Origin of the sequence: Alcanivorax sp. IL2 (assembly GCF_047495475.1) — a bacterium.
In the GTDB taxonomy this organism is placed as follows: domain Bacteria; phylum Pseudomonadota; class Gammaproteobacteria; order Pseudomonadales; family Alcanivoracaceae; genus Alcanivorax.
The window spans coordinates 375,465-401,223 of the sequence record NZ_CP179932.1; the positions used below are offsets into that span (position 1 = coordinate 375,465).

At 59.8% G+C, this 25,759-nt stretch carries 24 protein-coding genes; 9 read left to right on the forward strand and 15 right to left on the reverse strand.

The features are described 5' to 3' along the window. Positions 1-140: 140 nt before the first annotated feature. The gene (locus ACMG4N_RS01715) at positions 141-815 is read right to left on the reverse strand and encodes a type 1 glutamine amidotransferase domain-containing protein (protein WP_297765501.1); all 675 of its coding nucleotides are present in this window, start codon (positions 813-815) and stop codon (positions 141-143) included. 136 nt (positions 816-951) lie between these two features. On the opposite strand from ACMG4N_RS01715, the gene ACMG4N_RS01720 reads away from it, so the two are divergent. Then, positions 952-2,313: a deoxyguanosinetriphosphate triphosphohydrolase gene (locus tag ACMG4N_RS01720; RefSeq protein WP_414432690.1), complete on the forward strand. Its 1,362-nt coding sequence runs from the start codon at positions 952-954 to the stop codon at positions 2,311-2,313. 40 nt (positions 2,314-2,353) lie between these two features. Here the strand turns inward: ACMG4N_RS01720 and ACMG4N_RS01725 are convergent, their stop codons facing one another. Both ACMG4N_RS01725 and ACMG4N_RS01730 read right to left on the reverse strand, forming a co-directional pair. Next, a complete protein-coding gene (locus tag ACMG4N_RS01725) occupies positions 2,354-3,004 on the reverse strand; it encodes a hypothetical protein (RefSeq protein ID WP_297765498.1) in 651 nt (216 codons plus the stop codon). A 41-nt stretch (positions 3,005-3,045) separates the two neighbouring features. Next, positions 3,046-5,031 carry a thrombospondin type 3 repeat-containing protein gene (locus tag ACMG4N_RS01730; RefSeq protein ID WP_414432692.1) on the reverse strand — a complete coding sequence of 662 codons (1,986 nt, stop codon included), beginning with the start codon at positions 5,029-5,031 and terminating at the stop codon, positions 3,046-3,048. Between the two features lie 278 nt (positions 5,032-5,309). On the opposite strand from ACMG4N_RS01730, the gene ACMG4N_RS01735 reads away from it, so the two are divergent. The 7 genes from ACMG4N_RS01735 to ACMG4N_RS01765 all read left to right on the forward strand — a co-directional run bounded on the left by ACMG4N_RS01735 (position 5,310) and on the right by ACMG4N_RS01765 (position 13,119). Continuing rightward, a complete protein-coding gene (locus ACMG4N_RS01735) occupies positions 5,310-6,563 on the forward strand; it encodes a hypothetical protein (RefSeq protein ID WP_297765492.1) in 1,254 nt (417 codons plus the stop codon). Positions 6,564-6,583: 20 nt separating this feature from the next. After that, positions 6,584-7,030 (forward strand): hypothetical protein, encoded by a 447-nt coding sequence (locus tag ACMG4N_RS01740; RefSeq protein ID WP_303761905.1) that lies wholly within the window; start codon positions 6,584-6,586, stop codon positions 7,028-7,030. Further along, positions 7,027-7,860: a hypothetical protein gene (locus ACMG4N_RS01745; protein ID WP_414432694.1), complete on the forward strand. Its 834-nt coding sequence runs from the start codon at positions 7,027-7,029 to the stop codon at positions 7,858-7,860. The genes ACMG4N_RS01740 and ACMG4N_RS01745 overlap by 4 nt, the downstream gene beginning before the upstream one ends. 38 nt (positions 7,861-7,898) lie before the next feature. Continuing rightward, entirely contained in the window at positions 7,899-8,531 is a 633-nt protein-coding gene (locus ACMG4N_RS01750; RefSeq protein WP_297765484.1) for a CsgG/HfaB family protein, read from the forward strand. 70 nt (positions 8,532-8,601) lie between these two features. Further along, complete coding sequence (locus ACMG4N_RS01755; RefSeq protein WP_414432696.1) at positions 8,602-9,762, forward strand: PDZ domain-containing protein; 1,161 nt, start codon at positions 8,602-8,604, stop codon at positions 9,760-9,762. Between the two features lie 18 nt (positions 9,763-9,780). Further along, a complete protein-coding gene (locus tag ACMG4N_RS01760) occupies positions 9,781-11,244 on the forward strand; it encodes a hypothetical protein (protein ID WP_414432697.1) in 1,464 nt (487 codons plus the stop codon). Positions 11,245-11,436: 192 nt separating this feature from the next. Further along, positions 11,437-13,119 (forward strand): alpha/beta fold hydrolase, encoded by a 1,683-nt coding sequence (locus ACMG4N_RS01765; protein ID WP_414432699.1) that lies wholly within the window; start codon positions 11,437-11,439, stop codon positions 13,117-13,119. Between the two features lie 11 nt (positions 13,120-13,130). On the opposite strand, the gene ACMG4N_RS01770 is transcribed toward ACMG4N_RS01765, so the two are convergent. From ACMG4N_RS01770 to ACMG4N_RS01795, 6 genes are all read right to left on the reverse strand, one after another. Next, positions 13,131-14,825 carry an alpha/beta fold hydrolase gene (locus ACMG4N_RS01770; protein ID WP_414432701.1) on the reverse strand — a complete coding sequence of 565 codons (1,695 nt, stop codon included), beginning with the start codon at positions 14,823-14,825 and terminating at the stop codon, positions 13,131-13,133. Between the two features lie 157 nt (positions 14,826-14,982). Beyond that, the gene (locus ACMG4N_RS01775; RefSeq protein WP_414432702.1) at positions 14,983-15,480 is read right to left on the reverse strand and encodes an NUDIX hydrolase; all 498 of its coding nucleotides are present in this window, start codon (positions 15,478-15,480) and stop codon (positions 14,983-14,985) included. Between the two features lie 172 nt (positions 15,481-15,652). Then, positions 15,653-16,555 carry an endonuclease/exonuclease/phosphatase family protein gene (locus tag ACMG4N_RS01780; RefSeq protein ID WP_414432703.1) on the reverse strand — a complete coding sequence of 301 codons (903 nt, stop codon included), beginning with the start codon at positions 16,553-16,555 and terminating at the stop codon, positions 15,653-15,655. Between the two features lie 10 nt (positions 16,556-16,565). Continuing rightward, positions 16,566-17,201, reverse strand: coding sequence for a thiol:disulfide interchange protein DsbA/DsbL (locus tag ACMG4N_RS01785; protein WP_297765465.1), 636 nt, complete (start codon positions 17,199-17,201; stop codon positions 16,566-16,568). A 173-nt stretch (positions 17,202-17,374) separates the two neighbouring features. Continuing rightward, complete coding sequence (locus ACMG4N_RS01790) at positions 17,375-18,016, reverse strand: c-type cytochrome (protein WP_297765462.1); 642 nt, start codon at positions 18,014-18,016, stop codon at positions 17,375-17,377. Between the two features lie 23 nt (positions 18,017-18,039). After that, complete coding sequence (locus tag ACMG4N_RS01795; protein WP_297765459.1) at positions 18,040-18,333, reverse strand: c-type cytochrome; 294 nt, start codon at positions 18,331-18,333, stop codon at positions 18,040-18,042. 169 nt (positions 18,334-18,502) lie between these two features. On the opposite strand from ACMG4N_RS01795, the gene yihA reads away from it, so the two are divergent. After that, a complete protein-coding gene (gene yihA / locus ACMG4N_RS01800) occupies positions 18,503-19,147 on the forward strand; it encodes a ribosome biogenesis GTP-binding protein YihA/YsxC (RefSeq protein ID WP_297765457.1) in 645 nt (214 codons plus the stop codon). Between the two features lie 877 nt (positions 19,148-20,024). Here yihA and ACMG4N_RS01805 read toward each other — a convergent pair. From ACMG4N_RS01805 to ACMG4N_RS01830, 6 genes are read right to left on the reverse strand one after another with little or no spacing between them, the layout of a single operon-like run. Further along, entirely contained in the window at positions 20,025-20,357 is a 333-nt protein-coding gene (locus ACMG4N_RS01805; RefSeq protein WP_297765455.1) for a Na+/H+ antiporter subunit G, read from the reverse strand. A 35-nt stretch (positions 20,358-20,392) separates the two neighbouring features. Further along, positions 20,393-20,662, reverse strand: coding sequence for a K+/H+ antiporter subunit F (locus ACMG4N_RS01810; RefSeq protein ID WP_035245990.1), 270 nt, complete (start codon positions 20,660-20,662; stop codon positions 20,393-20,395). Further along, positions 20,656-21,141, reverse strand: coding sequence for a Na+/H+ antiporter subunit E (locus ACMG4N_RS01815; protein WP_035245989.1), 486 nt, complete (start codon positions 21,139-21,141; stop codon positions 20,656-20,658). The genes ACMG4N_RS01810 and ACMG4N_RS01815 overlap by 7 nt, the downstream gene beginning before the upstream one ends. Further along, positions 21,138-22,619, reverse strand: a complete 1,482-nt coding sequence (locus tag ACMG4N_RS01820; protein WP_414432705.1) for a monovalent cation/H+ antiporter subunit D — start codon at positions 22,617-22,619, stop codon at positions 21,138-21,140. Before ACMG4N_RS01820 ends, ACMG4N_RS01815 begins: the two co-directional genes overlap by 4 nt. Beyond that, positions 22,616-22,951, reverse strand: a complete 336-nt coding sequence (locus ACMG4N_RS01825) for a Na+/H+ antiporter subunit C (RefSeq protein WP_035245987.1) — start codon at positions 22,949-22,951, stop codon at positions 22,616-22,618. The genes ACMG4N_RS01820 and ACMG4N_RS01825 overlap by 4 nt, the downstream gene beginning before the upstream one ends. Beyond that, positions 22,951-25,743: a monovalent cation/H+ antiporter subunit A gene (locus ACMG4N_RS01830; RefSeq protein ID WP_414432706.1), complete on the reverse strand. Its 2,793-nt coding sequence runs from the start codon at positions 25,741-25,743 to the stop codon at positions 22,951-22,953. The genes ACMG4N_RS01825 and ACMG4N_RS01830 overlap by 1 nt, the downstream gene beginning before the upstream one ends. Positions 25,744-25,759: the final 16 nt, after the last annotated feature.

The window sequence follows — 25,759 nt, forward strand, 5'->3', positions numbered from 1 at the left end:
CTTGCGACTGTACCGTGCAGCCATTCCCATCAGAACCCTGTCGCCGGTGCGCTGCGAGCCAGGGGTCATTTTCAGCGGCAACGCGGCGGCGTGTGGGATTCCCGAAAGCGCTTGCCGCGAGCCGCAATGCCCGGGGCGGCCTATTCCCGGTACAGGGCATCAACCAGGGCGTCAGCCACGGCCTGGCTCGATTGCGGGTTCTGCCCGGTGATCAGTCGCCCGTCCGCCACCGCATGGCTGACAAACTTGTCTGCCAGATCCAGTTTGGCACCCAGCTCTTCCAGGCGCGTGGCGAGCAGGAAGGGCATCACCTCATCCAGACCCACTTCCCGCTCTTCTTCATTGGTAAAGCAGGTCAGTGTGCAGTTCTGCACCAGCGGGGTGCCATCTTCATTGCGCAGCCCCACCAGCGCCGCCGGACCATGGCAGACCGCGCCAAGCAAGCCGCCCTGAGCCCAGGTACGCTCCATCACCGCCGCCACCAGCGGGTGATCGGGCATATCGAACATGGCGCCGTGACCACCGGGCACAAAGACACCGGCAAAACCGTCTTCCCAGATCTCTTCCAGGGGCCGGGTGTCCTGCAGGGCAGCAATGGCTTCGGTCCATTCGGCCTTCTGCTCATCATCCGGCACGGAATTGGGGTCCACCGGGATCTTCCCGCCCCGGGGGCTGGCCACTACCACCGGAATATTCTTCTCCCGGAACAGCAACCAGGGCACCGCGAACTCTTCCAGCCACAGGCCGGTCTGCTGCCCCTGGCCCATTTGCGCCGCACTGGTAACCAGCATCAGCAGGGGTTTATCCAGATTCATTACGCCTCCTGTTCGTGTTCAACTGCGTTCCTGTTCTGTTCATCCCAGCACGGCCCATGGCAACATGCTGTGATTGATTCTTCTCACGTTGGGTGCGACGGCGTTTTTCATCAAGCCCGCAGGCGGATTTTTTTGTATGGACTGGCACCAGTTACTCAACAAGGCCCGACTGGGCGGACGCAGCGCCAAGGATGAAAGCGGCCGCACCGCCTTCCTGCGCGACCACGACAAGATCATCTTCTCTGGCGCCTTCCGGCGGCTGGCACGCAAAACCCAGGTACACCCGCTGGCCACCAACGACCATGTCCACAACAGGCTTACTCACTCTCTGGAAGTCTCCTGCGTGGGCCGCACCCTGGGCATCCGTGTGGGCGAACGGCTGCAACAAAGGAAGCTGCTGCCGGACACGGTCAGCGCTACCGACTTTGGCGACATCGTTCAATCCGCCTGCCTGGCCCACGATATTGGCAACCCGCCGTTCGGGCACACCGGTGAGCGCGCCATCCGCGCCTGGTTTCAGGAACGGGGCCAACGCTTCCTCGCCATGCTGGCGCCGGAGCAACAAAGCGATCTGACCTTTTTTGAAGGCAATGCCCAGGGCTTTCGCATCATCACCAAGAGTGAATATCACCAGTACGACGGCGGTATGCGCCTGACCTATGCCACACTGGCCACCTTTCTCAAGTACCCCTGGCTGTCCGTCGATGCCACCGACAGCAACGGAGCCAGCAGCAAGCCCGGTAAGTACAGCGCCTTTGTGTCGGAGGCCGATGCCTTTCGGGAAGTGGCCGTTGCCACCGGCCTGCGGGAAATTTCCTCTGGCCGCTTCTGCCGTCACCCACTGGCCTATTTGATGGAGGCCGCCGACGACTTCTGCTACGCCATTATCGATCTGGAAGATGGCCTGGAAATGGACCTGCTGCACTGGGACGAAGTCTATGCCCTGCTGCAACCGGCTTTGCCGGATACCCCCGAGGTGCGAGACCTGATCCATTCCGACCTGCGCGACGGCCGCAAGGCCGCCTTGTTACGGGGCAAGATCATCGAGCGTTTTATTGAAGCCGGCGTGGAAGCTTTTGTCGCCAACCACGACAACCTGCTAAGCGGAAAAATGGAAGGTGATCTGATCAGCCACTGCGAACCGGCGGTGCGCGATGTGGTGGAAAACGCCAAGCAACTGGCACGCTCGAAAGTGTTCGAGCATCCACGAAAAATCGAATTGGAAATCGGCGCCTTCGAAGTGATGGGCGCGCTACTGGACGGCCTGATTGAAGCGGCGGTGTCCCATGCCTGTGATAGCGCCCGGAACTATCGCCATGAACGTATCATCGACCTAATCGGCCGACACAGTTTTCCGGAGAATCTGGCGACACTGCCGGAACAGGAAAGGATTTATCAGTGCATCATGCGGGCACTGGATTTTCTTGCCGGCATGACAGACAACTACGCGACCTATCTGGCCAAGCAGTTTTCAGGAATGGCGGAAACGCGGTATTGAAAAAAACCGGGGCTGCGGATGCAGCCCCGGTTTCTGAAAGTTACTGCTTGATCAAAAAGGCAATGTTGGTGAAGTCATAAATTGGCTCACCATCGGTTGTCACCGTATCTTTCTGACTCAAGATCAGCATCTTCGGGCCGGCCTTTTGCAGCACCACGGTATCGTCCGGGCCAAGCGTCAGGGTGACGGTGGAACCGTCATCGCTCCAGGTGCCGTTGAGCGGCTCCGAACCTGTGTTGCCGAAATCCGGATCAAATGCATCTCGGCATCCCTCCACACCACAATCGCCATTCACGGTCGAAAACAGGGTAGACCGATTTTCATTGATCGTACCGGAAAAATCACCGTTCGCAGACAGCGTAAAGCTACCCGTGGAGCTGAAACTGGAAATTTCCGAGTAAGCTTCGGTCAGCCCCGTTCCACTGTTGGCCGCCAATTCAATTGCCAACTCGACAAAGGTATAGGAACCCTCAACACTGCCATCATCCACAGCCGATTCCAACGCATCGAGACGCTGAGAGTTGTCATTGATTGCAGCGATAAGCGCAGCGAAATTGCCATTCACTTCGCTGGCAACCGCCGGTGAATCAGCAGTAAAAACCGTTGTATCCGTACCCTCAACCACTTCCGATGCCATTACATTCGCACTCATCAGTGCAGCGGTGAGGCCAGTCAGAATAAATTTTTTCATCTCTATTATCCTCTATAGATTTCGTGCTTTAACCAACGGCCTCACTGCCAGTTGGCTTGATCCCAATTGAATTGATCCCAGACTGCATCTGGTATGCCACCGTTACAGGCAGCGGCATTGGCATCCGGAACACAGGGGTCTGCATCGTCCGGATCTGCCACGTTGGCGCCAAAGCCATCACTATCCGCATCCACACTTTCGGTAGAGTCTTCCGGAAAAGCATCGGTGTTGTCGCCCACGCCATCACCGTCCGAATCAGTGGTTTCGGTGGAGTCATTGGGGAAGGCGTCCGCGTTGTCGCCCACACCATCGGAATCGCTGTCCTGGGTTTCGTTGGGGTCATCCGGGAAGGCATCCGCAATGTCACCCACACCGTCGTTATCCGTGTCTGTGGTTTCATTCGGATCATTGGGGAAAGCATCTGCGTTGTCCCCCACACCATCGTTATCGGTGTCAGTGGTTTCGCCAGCATCATTGGGGAAGGCGTCGCCATTATCCCCCACACCGTCACTGTCAGAGTCCGTGGTTTCTGCCGGGTCTTCAGGGAAATCATCTGCATTGTCCCCGACGCCATCTTCATCCGTATCTGTGGTCTCAGAAGGATCGTTCGGGAAGGCATCAGCATTATCCCCTACGCCATCCTCATCCGTGTCCACGGTTTCGGTGGGATCTTCCGGGAAGGCATCCGCGTTATCACCCACGCCATCTTCATCAGTATCGACAGTCTCGGTGGGATCTTCCGGGAAGGCGTCACCGTTGTCCCCCACACCATCACCATCAGTATCGACAGTCTCGGTGGGGTCTTCAGGGAACACATCGGCATTATCACCGACGCCGTCCTCATCGGTATCAGTGGTTTCCGCAGGATCATCCGGGAAAGCATCCGCACCATCGACAACGCCATCTTCGTCGCGGTCCGGATCAAAGGGCGCAGCATCCTGCTCGTTGATCAAGCCGTCGCCATCAATATCCGCATCGCTGCTGTCCGGCGTACCGTCCTGGTCAATATCACTTTCCACTTCCGCCGGCTCCACCACTGTGGTGGTGTTTTGTGCCGTGGTGGTATCCGCGTCCACACCGGTATCTTCGGTTTCAGTGGCAACCACCGTTGCAACCTGCGAGACGGTTGTAGTGGAACCCGGAATGGTCAGCGAGGAAGGATCCTGGGTGACTTCGGCAGCCACATCGGCGATGTTGGAGAAGGTCGAGATGGCTTCACCGCCACTCTGTCCATCTACCTGGCCGTCGTTGAGATCCTCCGACAGGGCCGCAAACATGGAGTCTGCGGTTTCGGTGCTGTTGGGATCCGCTGTCCTGGCGGTTTCTGCCATATCTGCCATCAGTGCCGCCACCGCTTCCACCGCAGTCCGCAACTTGACCACCTGCTCCTGATCATCCTGATCGCTGGTGATCAGAGGCGGGGAAGACAACAGATCTACGCTGTCATCCAGCAGGCCAAAGCCGAACTGGCTGCGTACCTTGCTTTTGGCCAGCTTCAATGCTGCCGCCCATTCATCTGCGGTCACCGTGCCATCATCGTCACCGGCAAAACCATTAGCAGAGCTGTCTGCGTTGGCCAGCGCCATGTTCACCACCAGGGTACTCAACGGCGTCGGATAGTTGGTTTCCCCGGCGGCTACCGCCTCGGCAGAGGTCACTGACAACAAACGGGTAATCACCGGTGCCTGGCCAGTGGTCAGGTCAACGGTGTCGCCGTCGGCCCGCACCTCAACCAGAACCTCGCCGGTGGCTCCCTCAGGAATACTGACACCGGTAAAGGCTGCACTGGCATCGGTAGCACCGGTATCAAGTTGAGGTCCTGCCCCGTCCTGTGCATTGACATCCAGCTGGTACAGCGTGACCGCGGCATTGGCCAGCGGCCCTTTGACAGCGCTGCCCTTCATGGCAGTACCGCCACCAGGCGGCCCCGATGAGCCTCCTCCCCCACCACTGCTGCTGTCGCTACCGCCACACCCGGTAATAGCAACCGCTACCGCCAGGCTGGCGCCCCGTAATAATGCCCTCATAGCCTTTTCTCCCTTATTCCCCGAGAACGGAAATATCAGGCTAGCGGTCGACCGAAAGCCGCGCATCCCCCAAATTGGGTATCAAAATAATCATCGGCATTAACCCGGCAGAACCGAAAGCTGAGGTAATATTTATCGGAAATATGGCTTTATCCCCCATATGGGGGATGCGCGCCTGTCTTGGCCTGCTCAATACTTGTAGCTAACGACTTCGCGCGGGTGAGGGTCAGGGGACGCCCCGCACGACACCAAAAAGCATCCATCCAACGGGGAAGTTGATGGTCAACACGTTTACGCCTGCTGTTTCAGGGGAACACCCCCTTCATGCCTGCAAGAAATTCCTGCTACCACTGATCGGAGCCGGCCTGTTGAGCGCCTGCGCCACCGGGCCCAAGCAATATGCCGTGACACCGCTGGACCCGGCCAAACAGGAGTACGTGGCCAGCCAGCCCGCTGCCCTGCAGCCCGCCTGGCGCAAGCTGTTTCAGGAAGGGCGCCGCAATGAAGTGCTGAACCTGATGGAAATCGGTGCCACCGCGTTCAAGACCGGGGATCTGGATACCGCCCGACGCATCCTGGATGAGGCCATCGCCAATATCGAAAGCGTCTACGCGGACAACGATGCCGCGCGAAAGGCACGCAGCCTCTGGTACGAAGAAGGGGAAAAGGAATTCAAGGGCGAGCCCTATGAACGCTCCATGGTCTATTACTATCGCGGCCTGATTTACCTGATCGATGGCGATTACGGTAATGCCCGCGCCACCTTCCTCAATGGCCTGCTGCAGGATGCCTTCGCCGAAGAAGAGCAGCACACCACCGACTTTGCCTCACTGGTCTATCTGGCCGGCTGGGCGGCGCGACTGGATGGCAACGAGCGTCTCGCCGGCGAGCATTTCGAGGAATACCGCCAGTTCCGCCCCGACGGCCCGGTCCCCGATGACAGCGACAACACCCTGATCGTGGCCGAAACCGGCACCTCCCCACGCAAACTGGCCGACGGCGTCGGTCACTATGAGCTGGTCTACCGTCGCGGCAAGGGCTTTACCGAGAACCGCGCAACGATTTCCGGTGATGACCTCGATCAGAACCTCTACCCGGCGGAAGATGTGTTCTTCCAGGCTTCCACGCGTGGCGGCCGGGCGGTGGATCGCATCATCGAAGGCAAGGTGCAATTCAAGCAGACCACCGGCAACGTGGGCGACGCCATGACCAGCCTCAGCGACAACAGCCTGATTACCGGCATCGCCGCCGGCGCCGGTGGCGGCCTTGCCGCCGGCTTCAACACCATTACCGCCATTGGTGTCGCCGCCCAGGGCATGTCTGCTCGCGCCAAGACACGGGCTGACACTCGCTACTGGAGCAGCCTGCCCGACACCCTGCACTTGGGCAGCGCCCGGCTTTCCCCGGACACCCAGAACGCCAGTGTCACCTTCACCAACAAGGCCGGTATCACCCAGCCGCCGGGCAGCAAACCCGCCCGCATTTTCTTCGACAAGAATGGCAACGGCGTCATTTTCGCCAGTGCCCGCTAACTCACGTTAAGGAGAACACCATGCACGCGAAATTCGCCCTTGTCGCCGGTCTGCTGGCCGGCTCCTTGCTGGTCGGCTGCCAGAGCAGCAGCAAGCTGGAGCATGAACAACGCACCGCGCCGACTACCTACAACAGCGTCACATTCACCGATTACGACCTGAATCGTAATTTCAGTGGCGGCATTCCCGGCCCGCACAAGGTGTTCCGCTTTACCGCCGAAAAGCATGGCATTCGCCGCACACCGGCCAACACCTCGGAAGTCTTTGTCGTCCTGCGTAACCACACCGATTACAACGGCATCCTCGAAGCGCGCACCCAGTTCTTTGACCAGTCCGAGATTCCCACCGATGTGGAACCGCGCTGGCAGCGAGTGGTGGTACCGGCCAACTCCACCAGTGTCTATCTGGAAAAATCCACCACCACCGCGCAACTGAAATACCGGGTGGAAGTGAGGCAGGCAAAATGAAAACTTTCGTTGCTCTCGCCCTACCCCTTGCCTGGCTGGCAAGCAGTCAGGTTCTCGCTCAGCAGGATCACCCCGCCACCGAGATGATGGCGCCGGCTCAGGTCCCCATGAGCGAGGAAGCCTACGCGGAAAGCCTGCGTGATCAGTCCCAGCGCCCGCCTGAACAAGACGTCATCAGCCGTTTTCGTCAGGCCTTTCCCGACCAGGGGAAACCGCGTATTGCCGTATTCTGGAATCGTGAATTCCCCAGCCGCGTCAGCGACTGGTACAGCCACTACCGCGGCAGTCTCAATGCCAAGGGCCAGCTCAGCGTCACCGGCAAGGAGGCCCGCGAAGAAAAAGGCCGCGCTACCCTGACCATGGAACAGGAAAGCCGCGGCGGGCTACGTACCAGCGATCGCAACGCCATTGCCATGGGTTTGCAGGGCGGGCTTATCAGCGCCTTCAAGCAAGGCGGCGCCACCGTCATTGATCAAGCCATGGCCCAGCGCATCACCGATAACGCCCTGGAAGACGGCACCTTCGAACGCGCCTCGCCGGATCAGTTGCGCCTGCAGATGCGCGCTCTGTCCCAGCAAGCGGATTATGTACTGGAACTGGTGGTAGGCAGCGAATTTGACCGCGATGGCCTCTACCAGGTGCGCGTGCTGTCCGTGAAAGATGCCAGCGTGCTCGCGGTTTTCAACACCGATGGCAAACCGCCAGGCAGTGAAGACCAACATGCCTGGGTGGTGGCTGAAAGCGGCTTCGAAAAGCGCGATCGCCCGCAGCCCATGAGCGCCACCGGCAAGGAAATTGCTCTGCACACCATGGCCCAGATGAGCCAGTAAGCACCTTATTTATCCACGAATTCCATGAGGGGAACACCATGAAAGCTTTCAAACCCATCGCCATCCTCGGTGCCGCTGTGCTGGTCAGCGCCTGTGCGCCGTCGCGGGTCGATAACGCCGCCGGACAGCCTTCCGTATACCAGGACGTAGGCAGTGCCGGACGGGTTCAGGGGGTCGGTATCGAATCCCAGGACGTGGTCGCCATGACCGACAAAATGATGCGCAGCCTGCTATCCAATCCCATGGTCTCCAACCGCCCTACCCCGCCCCGGGTATTGATTGATATGGAAGGTTTCAAGAACGAAAGCACCTCGGTGATCAACCTCAACATGCTTGCCAAACGGCTGCAAATCGAGCTCACCCGTGCCGCCAACGGCCGCATGGTGTTCGTGAATCGCCAGAACCTGGCGGCAATTCAGAAAGAGCGCGAAATCAAACGCGAAGGCCTGGTGGATGGTGGCACCATCCGCAAGACCCAGGCCACCGCCGGGGTCGACTACCAGATGTTCGCCACCATCACCTCCCAAGACGCCATTGATCGGCAAAGCCAGATGCGCCAGCGCTACCACTACATTTCTTTCGAAATGGTAGACATGGAGCTGGGCACCTTGGTGTGGGGCGACGGCTTTGAAATGAGCAAGGCCACCCAAGACAACATTCTTTACCGCTAACCCTTTTACTGTCCTCGGGCGCCACGGGAACGACCGCCCGCAGGGACAGGTATTATCAGGAGACACCATCATGGAACGTATTTTTACCTGCATCCGCTTGGGGGCGGTCGTGCTGGGTTCTGCACTACTGGGCGCCTGCGCCTCCAATTATCAACAAGGCAGTACAAGCAGCCCCGCCGTGACCACCGTCAACGGCCGGGTAACCACCTCTACGGACACCAGCGCCTACCAGGCACAGGTACTTCAGGCGAGCCAAAACGGTCAGACCGCCTGCGTCAAGGCTGAGGTACAGTCCGGCAAGATGGTCTACCACTCCACTATCGCCCCTGCAGGCAGCTTCCAGGTGCAGCCCCAGCACGGTACCGATGCCTGGCGCTGTGTGGATTACAGCAATGGTGGCCAACATGTCTGGGCCCTGCTTGATACGAACGCCACCGGCACGTCCGATGCCGTCGTCAACGCGGAGCCCCTTGGCAAGGGCCTGCTTGGTATTCGCATACACCAGACCGAAGACAAGCACTTCCTGAAAGTGGACAGCCTGGTGCCGTTGAGCGCAGCAGAAGAAAGTGGCCAGCTACAGAGCGGCGACCTGATCGTGGCCATCGGTGAAGGCAAGGACGGGGAAATGATCCCGACCAGTGGCCAGACCCTGCAACAGCTGGTTGCACGCATGCGTGGCGAGCCCGGCACTTTTGCACGCCTGAGCATCATGTCACCCAGCAGCGCAGGCACCCGCGATGTGATTCTGGAACGCCGCGAACAGACAGCCGAACAGCAGGCCGCCATCCAGCAACAACAGATCGATGCCCTGGCGCTCAAAGACAACAGCGGCAAATTCCTGTCGCCCTATACCAGTGATGGCGTTACCGCCGAATGGGTCAACAAGACCATCAACGTGTCCATGGGCAAGGCCACCGGGTCGGCCGTGGGCGGCGTTGCCGGCGCCTACGCGGCCAACAAGGTACTGGAAAACGTCCCCTTCGGCGGCATGCTGGGCGGCTTTCTCGGCTCCAAGGCCGGCAAGGCTGTAGGCGGCAACACGGCGCTGGAAGCCTCCGGTGGCTGGGACTTCATTCGCAGCAGCTCGGACCTGTCTTTCAACTCCATGAATGACATGGCCCGCTGGCTTGCCACCACCCACCGCAACAAGAGCAACTTTGTGGACGTGATCAAGGCCGCAGACAAAATCTACCCCGGTCTGCAAACCGCCGTGGCCAATTCGGCACGCTAACCAAGGAGCTTGTCATTCATGTCCATACGATGCATTTACCGCTTCACCCTGATCATGGCCAGCCTGCTCCTTGTTAGTGGCTGCATGTCCTATCGATATGTGCCGACAGAGGGAGCAACCCCTGCCGAAATGGATAGCACCCCATTGCCAGTGGCTTTTCAGGTTGAGCCTCCCACTGTGACTGGCAACCCACGGATGGCTAAAAATAATCCGGAATGGAAGAAAATAGCCACTGCCATCGAAAGCTCAATGACGTCGCAGGCACAAGGGTTGTCCGCCGACGCACCGGCAAGTCAGTCTCCGTACTTGTCTGTGCACATGGAGAATTCCAACGTCAAAATGAACTGGGGCCATTTCCTGATGTATATCGCTTCGCTGTTCACACTGCCGAGCAGTTCTGATCTGCAATTTGACAGCGAGCTCACCGTGGAAGCAGGGGGCGAAACGCTCTTCGCTTCCCAGGCCAACGGCAGCATACGCAGCTATATCTCAGTCTATTCTCCGTCCGCTCTTTTCGTTGGGAAAAAAGATCCGGCCATTGCTTCCCAGGCACTGACCAACGACATGATGGGGCGCCATCGACAAGCGCTGGAACAATGGGTTGCTGCGGAAAAGCAACAGTATGATCAGGAAGTCGCAGGTAAAGACATACTCGAGCAGCGCCAGTGGCTGATCGATAATCCTCGCAGCCTGTTTGCCGGTGAGATTCTCGGCAATCTGGCCAGCCACACGCCGCGTCGTGACACCCTGGGCTGGCACCAGGAAAACGTGTCCCTGTTCCCGGGCTACCTGGCCTTCCTGTCTGAAGAGGATGCACTGTGGTTTGTTGGGCCTGATGGCCAGCGGGTGATTGATCTGGTGGACGCTGCCAAGGGTGGCACCAGCCAGTCAATCCTGGCTGCCCAGGTGGAAACACAGGGCCCCTATAAAGTGTTCAGTGACGAGGAGATTCGTCGCCTGCGCAAGAGCGGGCTGTCCAGCGACCTGATTGCCGCCATGATCCGCAGCAACGGACAGCAGTCCGCACCGGTCTCCAGCGTTGCCAGCACGGCCCCTGTCTCCCCTCAGGATAACGTGGCCGCCCTGCTTATTCCGGACAACAGCGGTGAATACATGAACCCCTGGACCAGCGATGGCGTGCTGGCAGAGTGGGTCGACAAGGCCATCAATGCCAAAATGGGTAGCGCCATCGGTTCTGCCGCCGGCGCCTATGCGGCGCAGAAAGCGCTGGATAACGTGCCTTTCGTTGGTGGCTTCCTGGGCTCCAAGGTTGGCAAGAAAGTCGGCCACTCAGCCGCCATCAGCGCTTCCGGCGGCATGGAATACATCCGCGAGACGTCCGATCAGTCCTTTCGCAACCTGGATGACATGGCCCGCTACCTGAAAGCCGTCCATGCAAACAACGGCAACTTTCAGGATGCCGTCAAGGCCGCCGATGCCATCTACCCCGGGTTGATGCAGTCCCTCGCGTCCTCAGAGTAACAGGCTCCATCGCGCCCGCCCCGGCACAGCGGCCGGGGGTGCGGCGCACTCCCCTCTCAGCCCCCTCCCCCCAGCGCTTCCCGGGCACCGCCATGCCCTCTTTATCCCGCGCCAGTGCCGCTTAACGTAACGATTACAGCCCGGCTGTGAAAATTTGCTAAGGTAATAAACAGGGATGACTGGGACACCCACATGGATATCGAACAAAAACAATGGGATGCGTTGATCGGCCGCATCTACGAAACCGCTCTGTCACCCGGGGACTGGGGCGAATTGCTGGAACCCATGGTCGACTGGTGTCAGCAGCAACAGCAGGATATGGCCACCATGGAATCCCTGCTTGGGCATCTTGATCGTGCCGTGCGCAGCAGCAATCACATGCACTCCCAGGAAGACCAGAACCACCTGCTCAATGACATGACCAATCGTCTGCCCTGGCCCATGCTGATGCTGGATGACCAGCTGCATGTGGTAAAACACAACTCGGCAGCAGACCGCATCATGGCCTCTGGCCCACTCCGCATGGCCGATGGCGGCGCACTGATGCTCAGCGACCCCAAGCTCAAACAGCAACTGCAGCAGGTAGTGCGCCTGCAACGGGGCCGTGACAGCCAACTGTTGCACTCCGAGCAGGAGAAACTGGTGCTGCTGTGCATGCCGGTATTCCGCTCGGACGCGCCCGATGACGTGTCACGCATTACCACCGTGGTCTGGGTCTTTGCCGACCGCAGCGTCGCCGCGCCCTCGGTCCGGTCACTGGCGGACCTGTTCGGTATCTCACCGGCAGAAGCCCGTTTGCTGCATCTGCTTTGCAAGGTGGGAAACCTCAGTCAGAGCGCCGAACTACTTTCCGTCAGCGTGCATACCGCTCGCACCCAACTCAAATCGATCATGGGAAAAACCGGCATCAGCAGTCAGGTCGCCCTGGTCAGCCGGGCCATGAGCCATGCGTTGCTGGCGACCCCGACCCTCGCCACCCATGATGGTCGCGAAGAGCGCTTTATGGTGCTGCCCGACAATCGGGTACTGAGCTGGTTCGAGTATGGCTGCCCGGAAGGCAAGCCCCTGCTGGTAATGGAAAACCAGGCGGGCAACCTGCCCTGTCATGAACCTCATCATGAATGGTATGTCTCGCAGGGGTTGCGAGTGCTGGTGGTGGTACGCCCCGGCTTTGGCATCTCCACCCCCTGTCCGGACGGCAATTTCGTGGATTTCGCCGAGGACCTGCGCTACTTCTGCGAACGACTGAATCTGCAAAAACCCATTCTGGCCGGCTATTGTTTTGGCGGCCCCTACGCCCTGGCCGCCGCGGCCAGGTATCCGTCACTGTTCGAGCGGGTCGGCGTCATTGGCAGCATCGTACCCTGGCAATACATGCAGGCGGGACAACTGGACCCAATGCATAACCGGCTGCTGAAAATGGTGGACCGGGACCCCCGTCTCTTTATTTCCCTGGGCAAGCTGGCCCTGCGCGGCGTGAACCGCTCACCGGAAAAATTCTTTTCCTTTTTCTCTCGGGTGCTGGATGACAAGGACGCCAGCCTGATCAACGACCCGGCCGTGCAAGCAATCACCCTGCCGCAATTACGGCAGCGCTGGTTTCAGGGCGCCAGAGTGATCATCGATGACTATCTGCGGGTACTGCGGCCCTGGGGGTTCGAGCTGGCGGACATCACCATCCCCACCACGGTCTGGCATGGTGCCCTGGATCGCAGCGTGCAGCTGGAACCAGCCAGGCTGATGGCCCAGGCGATCCCCGGCGCCGAGTTTTATGTGCTGGAAGATCAGGGCCGCTACCCGGTCATTGAGTGCTGGCAACAGTTTATCGAGGCCCTGGCGGGCTCAGTGTCCCAGACCATCACGCAGCGCGCCTGATAACGACGGCCTTACTCAGCCACAAAGCTGGCCAGAATCTGCGGCCACCGGGAATAGATAAAAAAGTGACCGCCATCCGGCAACAATGTTAATTCGCTGTTGGTTAACCAACGGTCAAGTTGTATTGCCTGATCAACGGGTACCTGCCCATCCTGTTCGCCATGCCAGAGATACACCGGCAGCGTCAGTGATGATGGTTCCGGGAGTGGCGTGCGAGCCACTGCCTGCAAATCCTGAACGAATCCCATGGAGCCCTGCCGGCACGACTCTCTCAGCGCCAGCAAATAACGTTCCTGATGATCCGGTTCGGCAAGCAGTTTGCGGTCCACTGACGACCCCAAATGGCGCCGAGGGTTTTTCAGAATCGTGCGTGCCATATGGTCCAGCACGGTCTCAGCCAATCCCGGCGCCTTGTCAGCCAGGGCAACAGCCAATCGCATCATGCCCTTCAACGGTTTACCCGCCTCGCCACCCGGAGGAGCCAGACTGGACACCAACCCCAGACGGCTGACTCGTTCTCCCAACCGGGCTGCGCAATGCAAGGCCAGGAATCCGCCCAGCGAGTAACCCAACAGATGGAATTGCGACAGCTTCAGATGATCGGCCAGGCATCGCATGTCCTCTGCCAGATCATCCATCGTCCGCTCGGTCAGCGTCTCCGACTCACCATAACCTGGACGCTCGGCGATAATCAGGCGTATGTGCATGTCCCGCAACACACTGTCACCACCAGGCACCTCCAGACGGGAGCCTCGCACACTGTGACAGAACATCACCGCCACCCCCTGCGGATCACCGTACTCCGCAAAACAGAGCCGCTGCCCATGGGCGCCTTGGCAATAACGTAACCCCGTCGCTTCACTGATCTCATCAGCTACACTTTCGGTTACCGATTCTCTACCCCGGAGAGGTGCCAGACCGGACAATACCAACGACACCAACTCTGCCTGCCGGGCCGTTTCCGTTTTCCGGAAAACGGATTTCAACTGGGTACGTACCGTCTGCTCCGAGACCTGACGGCGCAGGGCAATACTGCGCAGATCATAGCCATGAATCAGGTCCCGGGTGAGATCTGCCTCCGCCGCCGACAACTGATACAGGTCGATCAGGGTTTGCTCATCAATCAAGGACTGGGAATCAGGGTTAGATAAAAACAGGGTGACCGCCGGGGGGTCATTGTCGTCCCTGTCTTTTACCAGGTCAGCCGGGCAAACCAGCAGGGAGACGGAGCGAGGATCGCCCGGGGACAACATCAAGGCATGGCTGCTGCCTTCGTTGAGAGACTGGGCTATATAGTGATGGAGCAGTTTATGTTGCTCACGATTATTGATCCTGAAATGGCCATCATGATTGGCCAGCATTTCATGCTCTGCCAAGGTGCGATCAGCCTGCTGGTTCAGCATGATGATATTGAGCCGGTCATCGAGCAACGCCACCCCCATTGGCAGCATTTCCAGTGTGCGATCCAGTAAATTCTGCGACACCGCCTGGGACTCGAACCGGTCAGCCATGTCCAACGCCTGGCGGATATGGGGCAGCAGTTGATCAAGCAGTTCCCGTCTGGCCACAGGGTTCTGATAGATGGCATCGTCATCAAAGGGGTTGGCGGTTTCCTGCAATGCCGACACCAGCGCCGGCCAACGATTTTTATCCTGAGCAGCCTGATACAACAGCAAGGCCAGATCCGATGTGGAAAACCCCGTCATTCCCCCTCCTGTCGCCCCCGAAATTTACAATCAACTGCACCATGACAGAAGACCAGGCGAGATGTCACTGCTTGAATGAAACCGACCTGGCACCCAGATCAACACCGCCAACCAACCCGGAACAGTTTATTGCGGCTACCGTGATGAAACGGTCAGCTCAGCATCCGCTCTGTTGGGACGAAACGCTGGAGCCAACCTGCTCTCGCAGCAATTCCTTGAAGTCCTCGAACTGATAAGGGAAACGCCAGTTCTCCTGATCCAGTTCATCCACTCGATACCAGCCGAGCGCCTTCACTTCCAGGCGGCCGGCAGTGGGCACATCCAGCTTTTCCGGTGAGCACGCCAGCCTGCAGTCGTAGAGATGGAACCCGTTTTTCATCACTCTGAGGCGCCGGCCCACGGTCACATCCAGCCCGGTTTCCTCATAGGTCTCCCGGTGCGCCGTACACTGCGCCAGCTCATCCGCTTCACGGGTACCGCCAGGCACCCCCAATTTGCCGCCCCAGCGATGGGTGATCAGCAATACCTTGTCGTCATGCAGAATCAGACAACCCGCATTGGCGCGTCGATCGTCTTCCTGGCCGGGCACCCGGGGACAATCGGCAAGGGCCACGCCGGGCAGCAGCAAGCAAAGCAGCCAGAGCATTGGCTTCATGTTTTTCCCCATGGGCCGGTGATGGGACTCAATAGTTAACAGTAAAGAGTGAACAGCGGCGCGAACAACGTTTTCTACTACCCAACGCAAGAGGCCGCGACCCATAACCTGGCGCGGCCTCAAAAGCTGGAGCAACCCATCAACTCAATCGCGAACTATTAACTGTTCACTATTAACTAATCAGCGGCAGCCGATGTTCTCGCGTCGCCGCGATCACCTCGTCCGGTATCAGGATTTCCGTGGCCAGGGGCAGGTGGTCAGACAGCAGGCAATCTTCCAATACGCGGGTATGGCGGCTTTGTAACGCCGGCGAAAGCAGAATGTGGTCGATGTGCCGGTCCGGGGCCCAGCTCGGGTAGGTGTTGAGGCTGTCTGCCTCCACGGTCCGCAGGCCCAGGCTTGCCAACGGCGACGCCTCCAGGTGCTCCAGGCGGCAATTGAAGTCCCCCATCATCACCACATACTTGTAACCTTCAAGCAGCCGGGTCAGATAGGCGAGCTGGGTATTGCGCACCTTCTCGCCAAGGGCAAGGTGGGCAACCACCACCACCAGAGGCTGGATGGGGTGACCATACTTGATAATGATGGCGCCACGCCCCGGCAGGCCGGGCAACCGATGATCCTTCACTTCAAAGGGCTGATGGCGGCTGAGAAAGCCGTTGCTGAACTGGCCGAGACGGCCAAGATTGCGGTTGAGCTGTTGGTGCCAGAAGGCAAAGTCGCCCAACGATGCCAGGTGCATCAGCTGATTCATGTTACGTGAGCGCAGGCTGCCACCGTCCACTTCCTGCAGACCCACCACATCGAAGTGGCTGAGTACCTCGGCAATCTGTTCAATGGTTTCTACGCTGCGCGGGTGCGCGACCAGATGCTTCCAGCTACCGGTGATGTAATCGCCAAACTTCTGGCTGCCGATACCGGCCTGGATATTGAAGCTGAGCAGCTTGATGCTCGTGTCCGGAAGGAAGATCTCACGGGTTTGCCGGGTGCGCCGCACCCCTTGCCGTGCGAAGGAAAAGCCCGCAGGGCGGGCTTTCCAGTCTCGATAGGCGGTGCGGGCACGATCCAGCAGCATAGGGTCTACATTAACCGCCCGTCTTTTCCTTGTTGGCCAGATACTCGATGACCTCGAACAGCTCGTCGGTGGTCTTCAGGTTCTCGCGCAACACCAGGTACTTGCCGTTGACGACAAAGTTGGGCACCCCGGGAATTCTGTATTCCTTGGTCAGCGCTTCTGCCTGACGGACCTTGGTAGACACACCGAAGGAGCTGTACAGACGGTTGAACTTGTCCGGCTCCACGCCGTATTTACGGAAGAAGTTGGCCAGTGCCGGCTCATTGAACAGCGGCTCACGGTGCTTGTGAATGGCATCAAACAGGGGAGCATGGATTTCCTCTGTCAGACCCAGGGTTTCTTCCACATAGTAGGCGCGGGCCAGCGGCTCGGCGTTACGCAGGAACAGTACCGGCGTACGTACGTAGTCGATGAAGTCCGGCTTGGACTCCAGCCATGTATCTACCGCAGGCTCAAGGGAGTAACAATGGGGGCAGGCATAGGAGAAGAACTCCCGCACTTCCACCTTGCTGGGGTCACTCACATTGCCGGGCACATCAAGAATCTTGTAGTGGGTATCCACAGCAAAACGGGCATGTTCTTCGGCCGCAACCGCAGCGGTTGCCAGGCCCAGACTCATCAGCAAAGCCGTCACAAAGCGAAGCATTGGTTCCTCTCCTTATTGTTGGTCTCCGCACGGTAGGACCGCCGGAATCATTATTTTCTCCCGTCGCCAGGCAAAAAAACCATCAGCGCACGGAGGACCATTTATCTTTTCATGATAACAACGAAAAAGGCAGCCCGCAGGCTGCCTTTTCTACAAACCGTAACCAATCAGCTCTATTTGGACAAACCAGCAATGTAGCTGGCCACCGCCTTGATCTGGGAGTCACTCATCTTGGCAGCAACGGTCTGCATCATGCCGGCAGGATCATTGGCACGCTTGACCAGGTTATCACCCAGGTCATTACGGCCAGCAGCCCGGAAAGCCTTCAGCTGCTCTTCCACATACTGGGCGTTCTGGCCAGCCAGGTGCGGGTATTTGGCGCCATCGACACCCTGACCCGCCGGGCCGTGACAACCGGAGCAGGACGGCAGGCCGTTGGCCATATCACCGCCGCGGTACAGCTTGGCGCCTTGCTCGACCCAGTCCGGATCGGCTTGGCCGGCTTGCGCTTCCTGGGAAGCGTAATACGCACCCAGATCCGCCATGTCCTGCTCGCTCAGGTTCGCAGCCTGGCCAGCCATAATGGCGTTGTCTCGCGCACCGGACTTGTAATCCTGAAGCTGCTTGACCAGGTAGGCTTCACCCTGACCCGCCAGTTTCGGGTAGTTACCAGCAATCGGCTTGCTACCACCAGGGCCGTGACAAGCGGCACAGGGAGCGGCTTTTGCTTCACCGGCTTCAGCATCACCTGCAGCCAGAGTCGGGTTGGCTACTACGGCAGCCGCCATCAGCACGAACAGTTTGAAAAACTTCATGGCCTATCCTTTCGTACAGCGTCTTATTTGCTTTTGGACATGTACTCAATCAGAGCACGGTATTCGTCGTCGCTACAGTCGTTACACATGCCTTTAGGCGGCATGGCGTTGTACCCTTCCTTCACGTGCTTCACCAGGGTATCCATGCCTTTGGCCAACAGCGGCTTCCAGGCGGCCTCATCGTGGGCCTTGGGGGCACCGGCGGCGCCGGAAGTATGGCAGAAGGTGCAGCTACTGTTATAGCGCTCTTCCACGGTGGCGGCGCTGGCCGCTCCTGCCATCATCATCAATGCAATACCTGCTACCAAACCCTTCATATCCTACCTCTGCTATGCTGGCGTCAACCGCTGGCGAAGTGTGGATTTGCCTTTCCCGTCAAACCCTTGTAGAACGTCGACCGCCCTGGCAACCGCCAGGAGGGTCAGGCGGACGGGATTATATACCAGTCTGGCACGCGCCGTCATATTCCATGTGAAGGGTAAGGTTATGCCACAACATCCCGCTGAAATCCTGCTCCACCAGGCCAGCTTCCTGCAAAGCGCCCAGCGCCTGGACCAGTGCCCGCCTGACGAGGGCCGGGAAGTGGCCTTCGCCGGCCGCTCCAACGCCGGCAAATCCAGTGCCATCAACCGCCTCACCGGCCAGAGATCCCTGGCAAGGACCTCCAAAACCCCCGGCCGCACCCAGCTGATCAACTTCTTTTCCCTGGACGACGAGCGCCGGCTGGTGGACCTGCCCGGCTACGGCTACGCCAAAGTCGCCAAAAGCAAACGCAACGAGTGGCAGGAGCACCTGGACCACTATCTGGCTGAACGCCAGGTGCTGGTGGGGCTGGTGCTGATGATGGACATCCGCCATCCGCTCAAGGATTTCGATCTGATGATGCTGGAATGGGCCGCCCAGGCCAACATGCCCATCCATATCCTGATGACCAAGGCCGACAAGCTGAAGTTCGGTGCCGCCAAATCCACCCTGCTGAAGGTGCAAAGCCAGCTCAAGGGGCACCCCGCCCCACTGTCACTGCAATTATTCTCCGCCACCAACGGTACCGGCTGCGACGACGCCTGGGAAAAACTGGGGGAATGGCTGGAAATAGGGTCAGACGCAGACCGTGAGACGTCGGGCGACTAGGCCATCTTTTAGTTAGCGTCAGCCGGGCGACTTTTCTACAGACAAAAAAATCCCCGGCAGCAATTCTTGGGGGAAGGGAACGACTTGCTGCCGGGGAGGCTTGCCACCCCGGTCTCTTTGGGGGAAGAGGGCCGGGGCAAAACACGACGGACCGGTGAGGGTACTGGGGGATCGGGGGGCCGGCCCGTCGCACTTATAGAGACTGCCGTTTTTTGCAAAAAGTTCCAGCCCTTCATCTTCTTTTTTGCCCGACTGTCGATGTGCGTCACAAAACTGGCGCTAAAGGGCACTCCAGTCTCACCTCCGGGCAACAAAAACCTCTGGCTTCACGTGGGAAAAAATTCCTATCTTGCTGATCAGAAAGCACTAATGACCACATAGAAAAATCTGGCACAGCGATTGCTTGATATTTAGACGGCAATCAGCACGCTGAGACAAAACGAGAAGATTTTACGGTTTGCTGAGGCCTGCCAGCACCAATCGGCAGGCAAAAAAAATCCCTGGCAGCAATCTTGGGGGAAGGGAACGACTGTGCTGCCAGGGAGGCTTGCCGCCCCAACCTCTGGGGAGAGATTGGGGAGTCCAAAATGCTACGGATCAGCGAGGGTACTGGGGGATCGGGGGGTGCCAATCCGTAGCTATTCTTTAGGACCGTAGCGTTTTTCCGAAAGTTCCTGCCGGCTTCACCTTTTACATTTTTTACAAGATAAGCTGCGAGCTACTAGCTTCGACGCGGTTGTCGGCAAGCGCCACACTTCCAAACTCTCCACCGCGATTCACCCCAACTCCAAAACATCCCGAAACGCGGGTACAGCCTCAAGGCCTCCCCACCGTCATGTCGCGACTCAAAGCTAGCAGCTAGAAGCTCGCCGCTGCCTTACTGCTTCCACGGCTCGCCCCGCGTACCCTTCATCCGTTTCAGATCCCGATGCATAGCCGCCTTGGCCAGCATGTGCGCAGACACCGGGGCGGTGATAAACAGGAACAGGGTGATCAGCACCTCATGGAGTTGCAGCCCGCGCTCCTGCCAGGAAAAAAACAGCAGTGACGCAATGATGGTGCCGCCCACCCCCAGGGTCGTGGCCTTGGTGGGGCCGTGCAGGCGGGTGTAGAAATCCGGCAACCGCGCCAGGCCGATGGAGCCGATCAGCGCAAAAATGCCGCCCACCACCACAAAAATTGCCACCAGCCATTCGATCAAGACGTTCATAAAAGCTCCACTTGCCTGGCACCGGGTGCCAGGCATTATTCAATGATGTCGCCGCGGGTAATGTACTTGGCCACCGCCACGGTGCTGACAAAGCCGATCAGGGCAATCAGCATGGCGGCCTCGAAGTACAGCTTGCTATCCACCTGGATGCCGTACACCACGATCAGGGCGATGCTGTTGATATACATGGTATCCAGCGCCAGCACCCGGTCCGGCAGGGAGGGGCCGATCACCAGCCGATACAGGTTCAACACCCAGGCCACCGTAAGCAGGCCAAACGTCAACGAGATGGCACTTTCTAGCATTCGAAAATCTCCTTGATAGGCCCTTCGTAGCGCTGCTTGATTTCCGCCACCAGGGCCTGCGGATCTTCCACGTGCAGGGCATGCACCAGCAACCGGGTGCGATCCTCGCTGACATCGGCGGACACTGTCCCCGGGGTCAGCGACACCGTGCTGGTAAGCACGGTAATGGCAAAGCTGTCGCGCAGGTCCAGTGGCACCTCCACAAAACCGGGCTGCAAATCCTTCACCGGCCCCAGCACCTTCAGGGCCACCGCCAGGTTGGCCAGCAAAATATCCTTGGCTACCCGCAGCACGAAACGCAGCAGGCCCATGCGATCACGAACCAGCGGCACCTGTGGCCAGAAGGGTCGGGTGCCCAGCGGCAACACCACCGCCAGAATCAACCCCAACAGGGCATGGCCCACACTGAAGCCATTGAGCAGCAGCCAGGTCAGCCACAGCACCAGGGTCAGACTGGGATAGGGAAGCAAGCGCTTCATGAGGCACCTCCCAACACCGCGCGAATATAAATCGTCTGGTCCGCCAGCTGATCGGCCACGCCAGCGCATAGCTGCAGCAGAGGCTCCGCGGCCAGGGTCAACGCCGGGCTCATCAGCAACAGGGCCAGCATGGCAAAGACACGCCGCTTACCGAGTGTCTTGCCGACAACCTCTCCGTGCACCCGCCAGAACAGCGTGGAACCGGCGCGGCTCAGGCCCATCAGGCCAGCCAGCCCGCCCAGCAACAGCAGCGCCCAGTAAGGCGCACTAGGCACCGCCTGCAACAGCGCCACCTTGCCGACAAAACCGGACAGGGGCGGCAACCCCACCACCGCCACCGCAGCAGCAAAGAACGCCGCACCCAGCCAGTTGCCATGTGCCAGTGGCGGGCCGGACTCCAGCCGGTCATCGCTATCGCCCCGGGAGCGGCGCAGCAGATCACAGAGCAGGAACAGGGCGCCACAGATCAGGGTGGAATGGATCAGGTAATAGAGTGCCGGACCGACAGTCTCCGGGTCGCCCAGACTCAGTGCCGCCACCAGCGTGCCCACGGACATGACCACCAGGTAGGCCACCAGCCCGCCCAACCGTTTCGCCGCCAGAGCACCGATAGCCGCCAGCGCCAGGGTCACCAGCGCCAGCCACCAGAGCAGGTCGGACCCCAGCCCGGCCAGCGGCCCGTCACTGAAGGCCAGTGCCTGCATGCGCAGGATGGCGTAGATGCCCACCTTGGTCATGATGGCAAACAACGCCGCCACCGGCGCGGTGGCATTGGCATAGGTGGCCGGCAGCCAGAAGTACAGCGGAAACAGCGCCGCCTTCAGGCCGAACACCACCCACAGCAACAGCACCGCCACGGTCAGCAGGATCTGATCGCTGCCCTCCAGCGCCTGGGCCTTGACCGCGAAATCGGCCATGTTGAGGGTGCCGGTAGTGCCGTAGATCAGCCCCAGGGCGATCAGGAACAGGGCCGAACCCGCCAGGTTCAGCACCACATAATGCAGGCCGGCTTTGACCCGCTCCGGGCCACGGCCATGCAGCGCCAGGCCGTAGGAGGCGATCAACAACACCTCGAAGAACACGAACAGGTTGAACAGGTCACCGGTGAGGAACGCGCCGTTGATGCCCATCAACTGAAACTGAAACAGGGAATGGAAGTTGGGCCCCCGGCGATCATCACCGGCGCAGCCATACAACAGCGCCGGCAACGCCAGCACGGCGGTCAGCAGCAGCATCAGGGCACTGAGCTTGTCCAGCACCAGCACGATGCCGAACGGCGCCTGCCAGTTACCCAGCTGGTAGACCCCCACGTCACCCTGGGCCGCCTGCTGCCACAACACCAGCGCCACCGGTATCAGGGCGATACAGGAAAGCAGACCGGTCACTCGCCGCAGCCGTTGCCGCTCGCGGACCTCCAGCAACAGCAGCAAGCCGGCCAGGGCCGGAATCAGGATGGGCGCAATAATCCAGTGCGTCATGAACGTTGCTCCCCGTCCTGACCATCCACATGGTCACTGTGCTGCTCCCCCTGGCTACGCAGGGCCAGCACCACCAGGAAGGCGGTCATGGCGAAACCGATCACGATGGCGGTGAGCACCAGGGCCTGGGTCAACGGGTCGGTGGGGTCGGCACTGGCGCCCACTACTGCCACCTGGTTGATCTTCAGGCCGCCCATGGAGAACAGGAACACATTCACCCCGTAACCCAGCAGAGTCAGCCCCAGCACCACCGAAAAGGTGCGCGCACGCAGGCACAGGTATACGCCGGTGGCCACCAGCACGCCGATAATCAGCGCCACTAACAATTCCATCAGGTGGTCTCCTTCTTGTCATCCAGCAGCGACAGCTTGCCCAGGTTGGCGAGTATCAGCAGGGTGGCGCCCACCACGGTGAGGAACACGCCGGTATCAAACAGCATGGCACTGGCCAGCTCGAAGTCGCCGATCAGAGGCAGGTGCACATGGGTAAAGGTGCTGGTCAGGAAAGGCGCACCGAAGACCCAGCTGCCCACCCCGGTAAGGCCGGCCAGCAACACACCCAGCGCCACCAGCGGGTGGTAATCGCCGGGGATGCGCTTGTGCACCCAGGTCACCCCGGATGCCACGTACTGCAGCAGTAAGGCCACCGAGGTGATCAGCCCCGCCACAAAGCCACCGCCAGGCAGGTTATGGCCGCGCAGGAAGATATACACCGCGATCATCAGCGCCAGCGGCAACAGCGGCCGCGACAGGGTCACCAGCACCAGCGGGTGGGCGTCATGGGCCCAGGGACGGCCGAAGGGATCGTACTTGGCCGACGCCAGCTTCAGATCACTGAGCAGGGCATAGATGCCCAGAGCCGCAATACCCAGCACGGTAATTTCGCCAAAGGTATCAAAGCCACGGAAGTCCACCAGGATCACGTTAACTACATTGGTGCCGCCACCACCGGGCACACTGTTCTCCAGGAAGAACGGGCTGATGGTGGCGGTGTCGGTGGTCATCACCAGCAGGGCGACCACGGCCACGCCGGTGCCGATCAGCACCGCCAGCACCGCATCACGGCTCACCCGCAGGGGGTTGGAATCGGCCTTGGCCCGCGACGGCAAAAAGTACATGGCCAGCATCAGCAGCAGCACGCTGACCACTTCCACAGAAAGCTGGGTCAGGGCCAGATCCGGCGCTGAAAAACGCACGAAAATCAGCGACACGATCAGCCCCACCACGCTCAGGCAGATAATCGCCATCATCCGCTGGCGATGCAGCACCGTGGTCAGCAGGGCGGCAGCAATCAGCATCAAGGCACAGAGAACCGATACCCCATCCACCGGCAGCATGGCGCGCTCGCCGGTGACACTGGCCAGGTTGGGCAACTGCCATACCAGCACCGCCGCCACCAGCGCCAGCACCCAGGCCACGTAGCCCTGCAGGGAGCCGGTCTGCAATCGCCGGGTAACGCCGGCGGCCAGTCGCACCACCGCCTGGATACGGCCTTCGAACACCCGCTTGGCATCAATCTCCGGCAAGCGCGCATACCAGGCAAACAGCCGCCGACGGCAGGCGTACACTGCGATCCCCCCGACCAGGGCGATGACACTCATCAACAGCGGAATGTTGAGCCCGTGCCATACCGCCAGATGATACTCGGGCAGGGTACCGCCCAGGGTGGCAGTGGCCGCCACCGCAAGCAGTGCCGCCACAGTAATCGCCGGGAACACCCCCACCGCCACACACAGGGCCACCAGGATTTCCACCGGAATCTTCATATAACGGGGCGGTTCCTGGGGCGGGAACTTAGGCAGATTCACCGGCTCGCCATTGAAGAACACATCGTGAATAAAGCGCGCCGAGTAGGCCACCGAGAACACCCCGCCCAGGGTGGCCCCCAGCGGCAGCAGCCAGCTCATGGCGCCCAGCTGGTCGGACTGCAGGGTCTCGGTAAAGAACATTTCCTTGGACAGGAAGCCGTTCAGCAGCGGCACCCCGGCCATGGCCGCCGACGCCACCATGGCCAACACCGCCGTATAGGGCATGTACTTCCACAGGCCGTTGATGCGGCGCATGTCGCGGGTACCGGTCTGCTGATCGATGATGCCGGCGGCCATGAACAGGCCTGCCTTGAAGGTCGCGTGGTTGATGATATGGAACACCCCGGCCACCGCCGCCAGCGGCGAATTAAGGCCGAACAGCAAGGTGATCAGGCCCAGGTGACTGATGGTGGAAAACGCCAGCAGGCCTTTCAGGTCATGCTGGAACAGGGCCCAGACCGCCCCCCACAGCAGGGTGGCCATACCGGCGGTAGTGACCAGATAGAACCACAGGTCGGTCCCCGCCAGCACCGGATAGAAACGCGCCAGCAGGAAGATGCCTGCCTTCACCATGGTGGCCGAATGCAGGTAGGCACTCACCGGCGTGGGCGCCGCCATTGCATGGGGCAGCCAGAAATGGAACGGGAACTGGGCACTCTTGGTGAACGCCCCCAGCAACACCAGGCAGAGAATCACCGGGTACAGGGCATGCTGCTGCACCAGGGCGCCGTTCTCCAGCACCGTGCTCAACGAGAAGCTGCCCACCACATGACCAATCAGCAGCACCCCGGCCAGCAGCGCCAGGCCGCCCATGCCGGTGACCGTCAGCGCCATCCGTGCGCCCTTGCGGGCGGCACTGTCGTATTGCTTGTAGCTGATCAGCAAGAAGGAGCTAAGGCTGGTCAGCTCCCAGAAAAACACCAGAAACAGCAGGTTGTCGCTGGTCACCACCCCCAGCATGCTGAACATGAACAGCAGCAGCAGGGTGTAGAAGCGACCGCCGTCATCCTTGGCCGGCAGGTAATAGTGGGCATACACCACCACCAGCAACCCGATACCCAGAATCAATACGCAGAACAGCAACGCCAGGCCATCCAGGCGCAGGGCCAGATTCAACCCCAGAGACGGCAGCCAGGCCATGGACCACTGCTGCATCCCCCCTTCCCAAATCGGCAGGGACGCCTGGGCCAACAAGCCCAGGGCGGCCACCACCGGCAGCGCCACCAGCAGGGCACACCAACGGCGCCCCAGATGGCGGGTGAACATGGGGAGTAGCGCCGCCAGAAGAGGAAGCAGAACAATTGCAGGCAACATCATGTGCTCTCTTGAATAA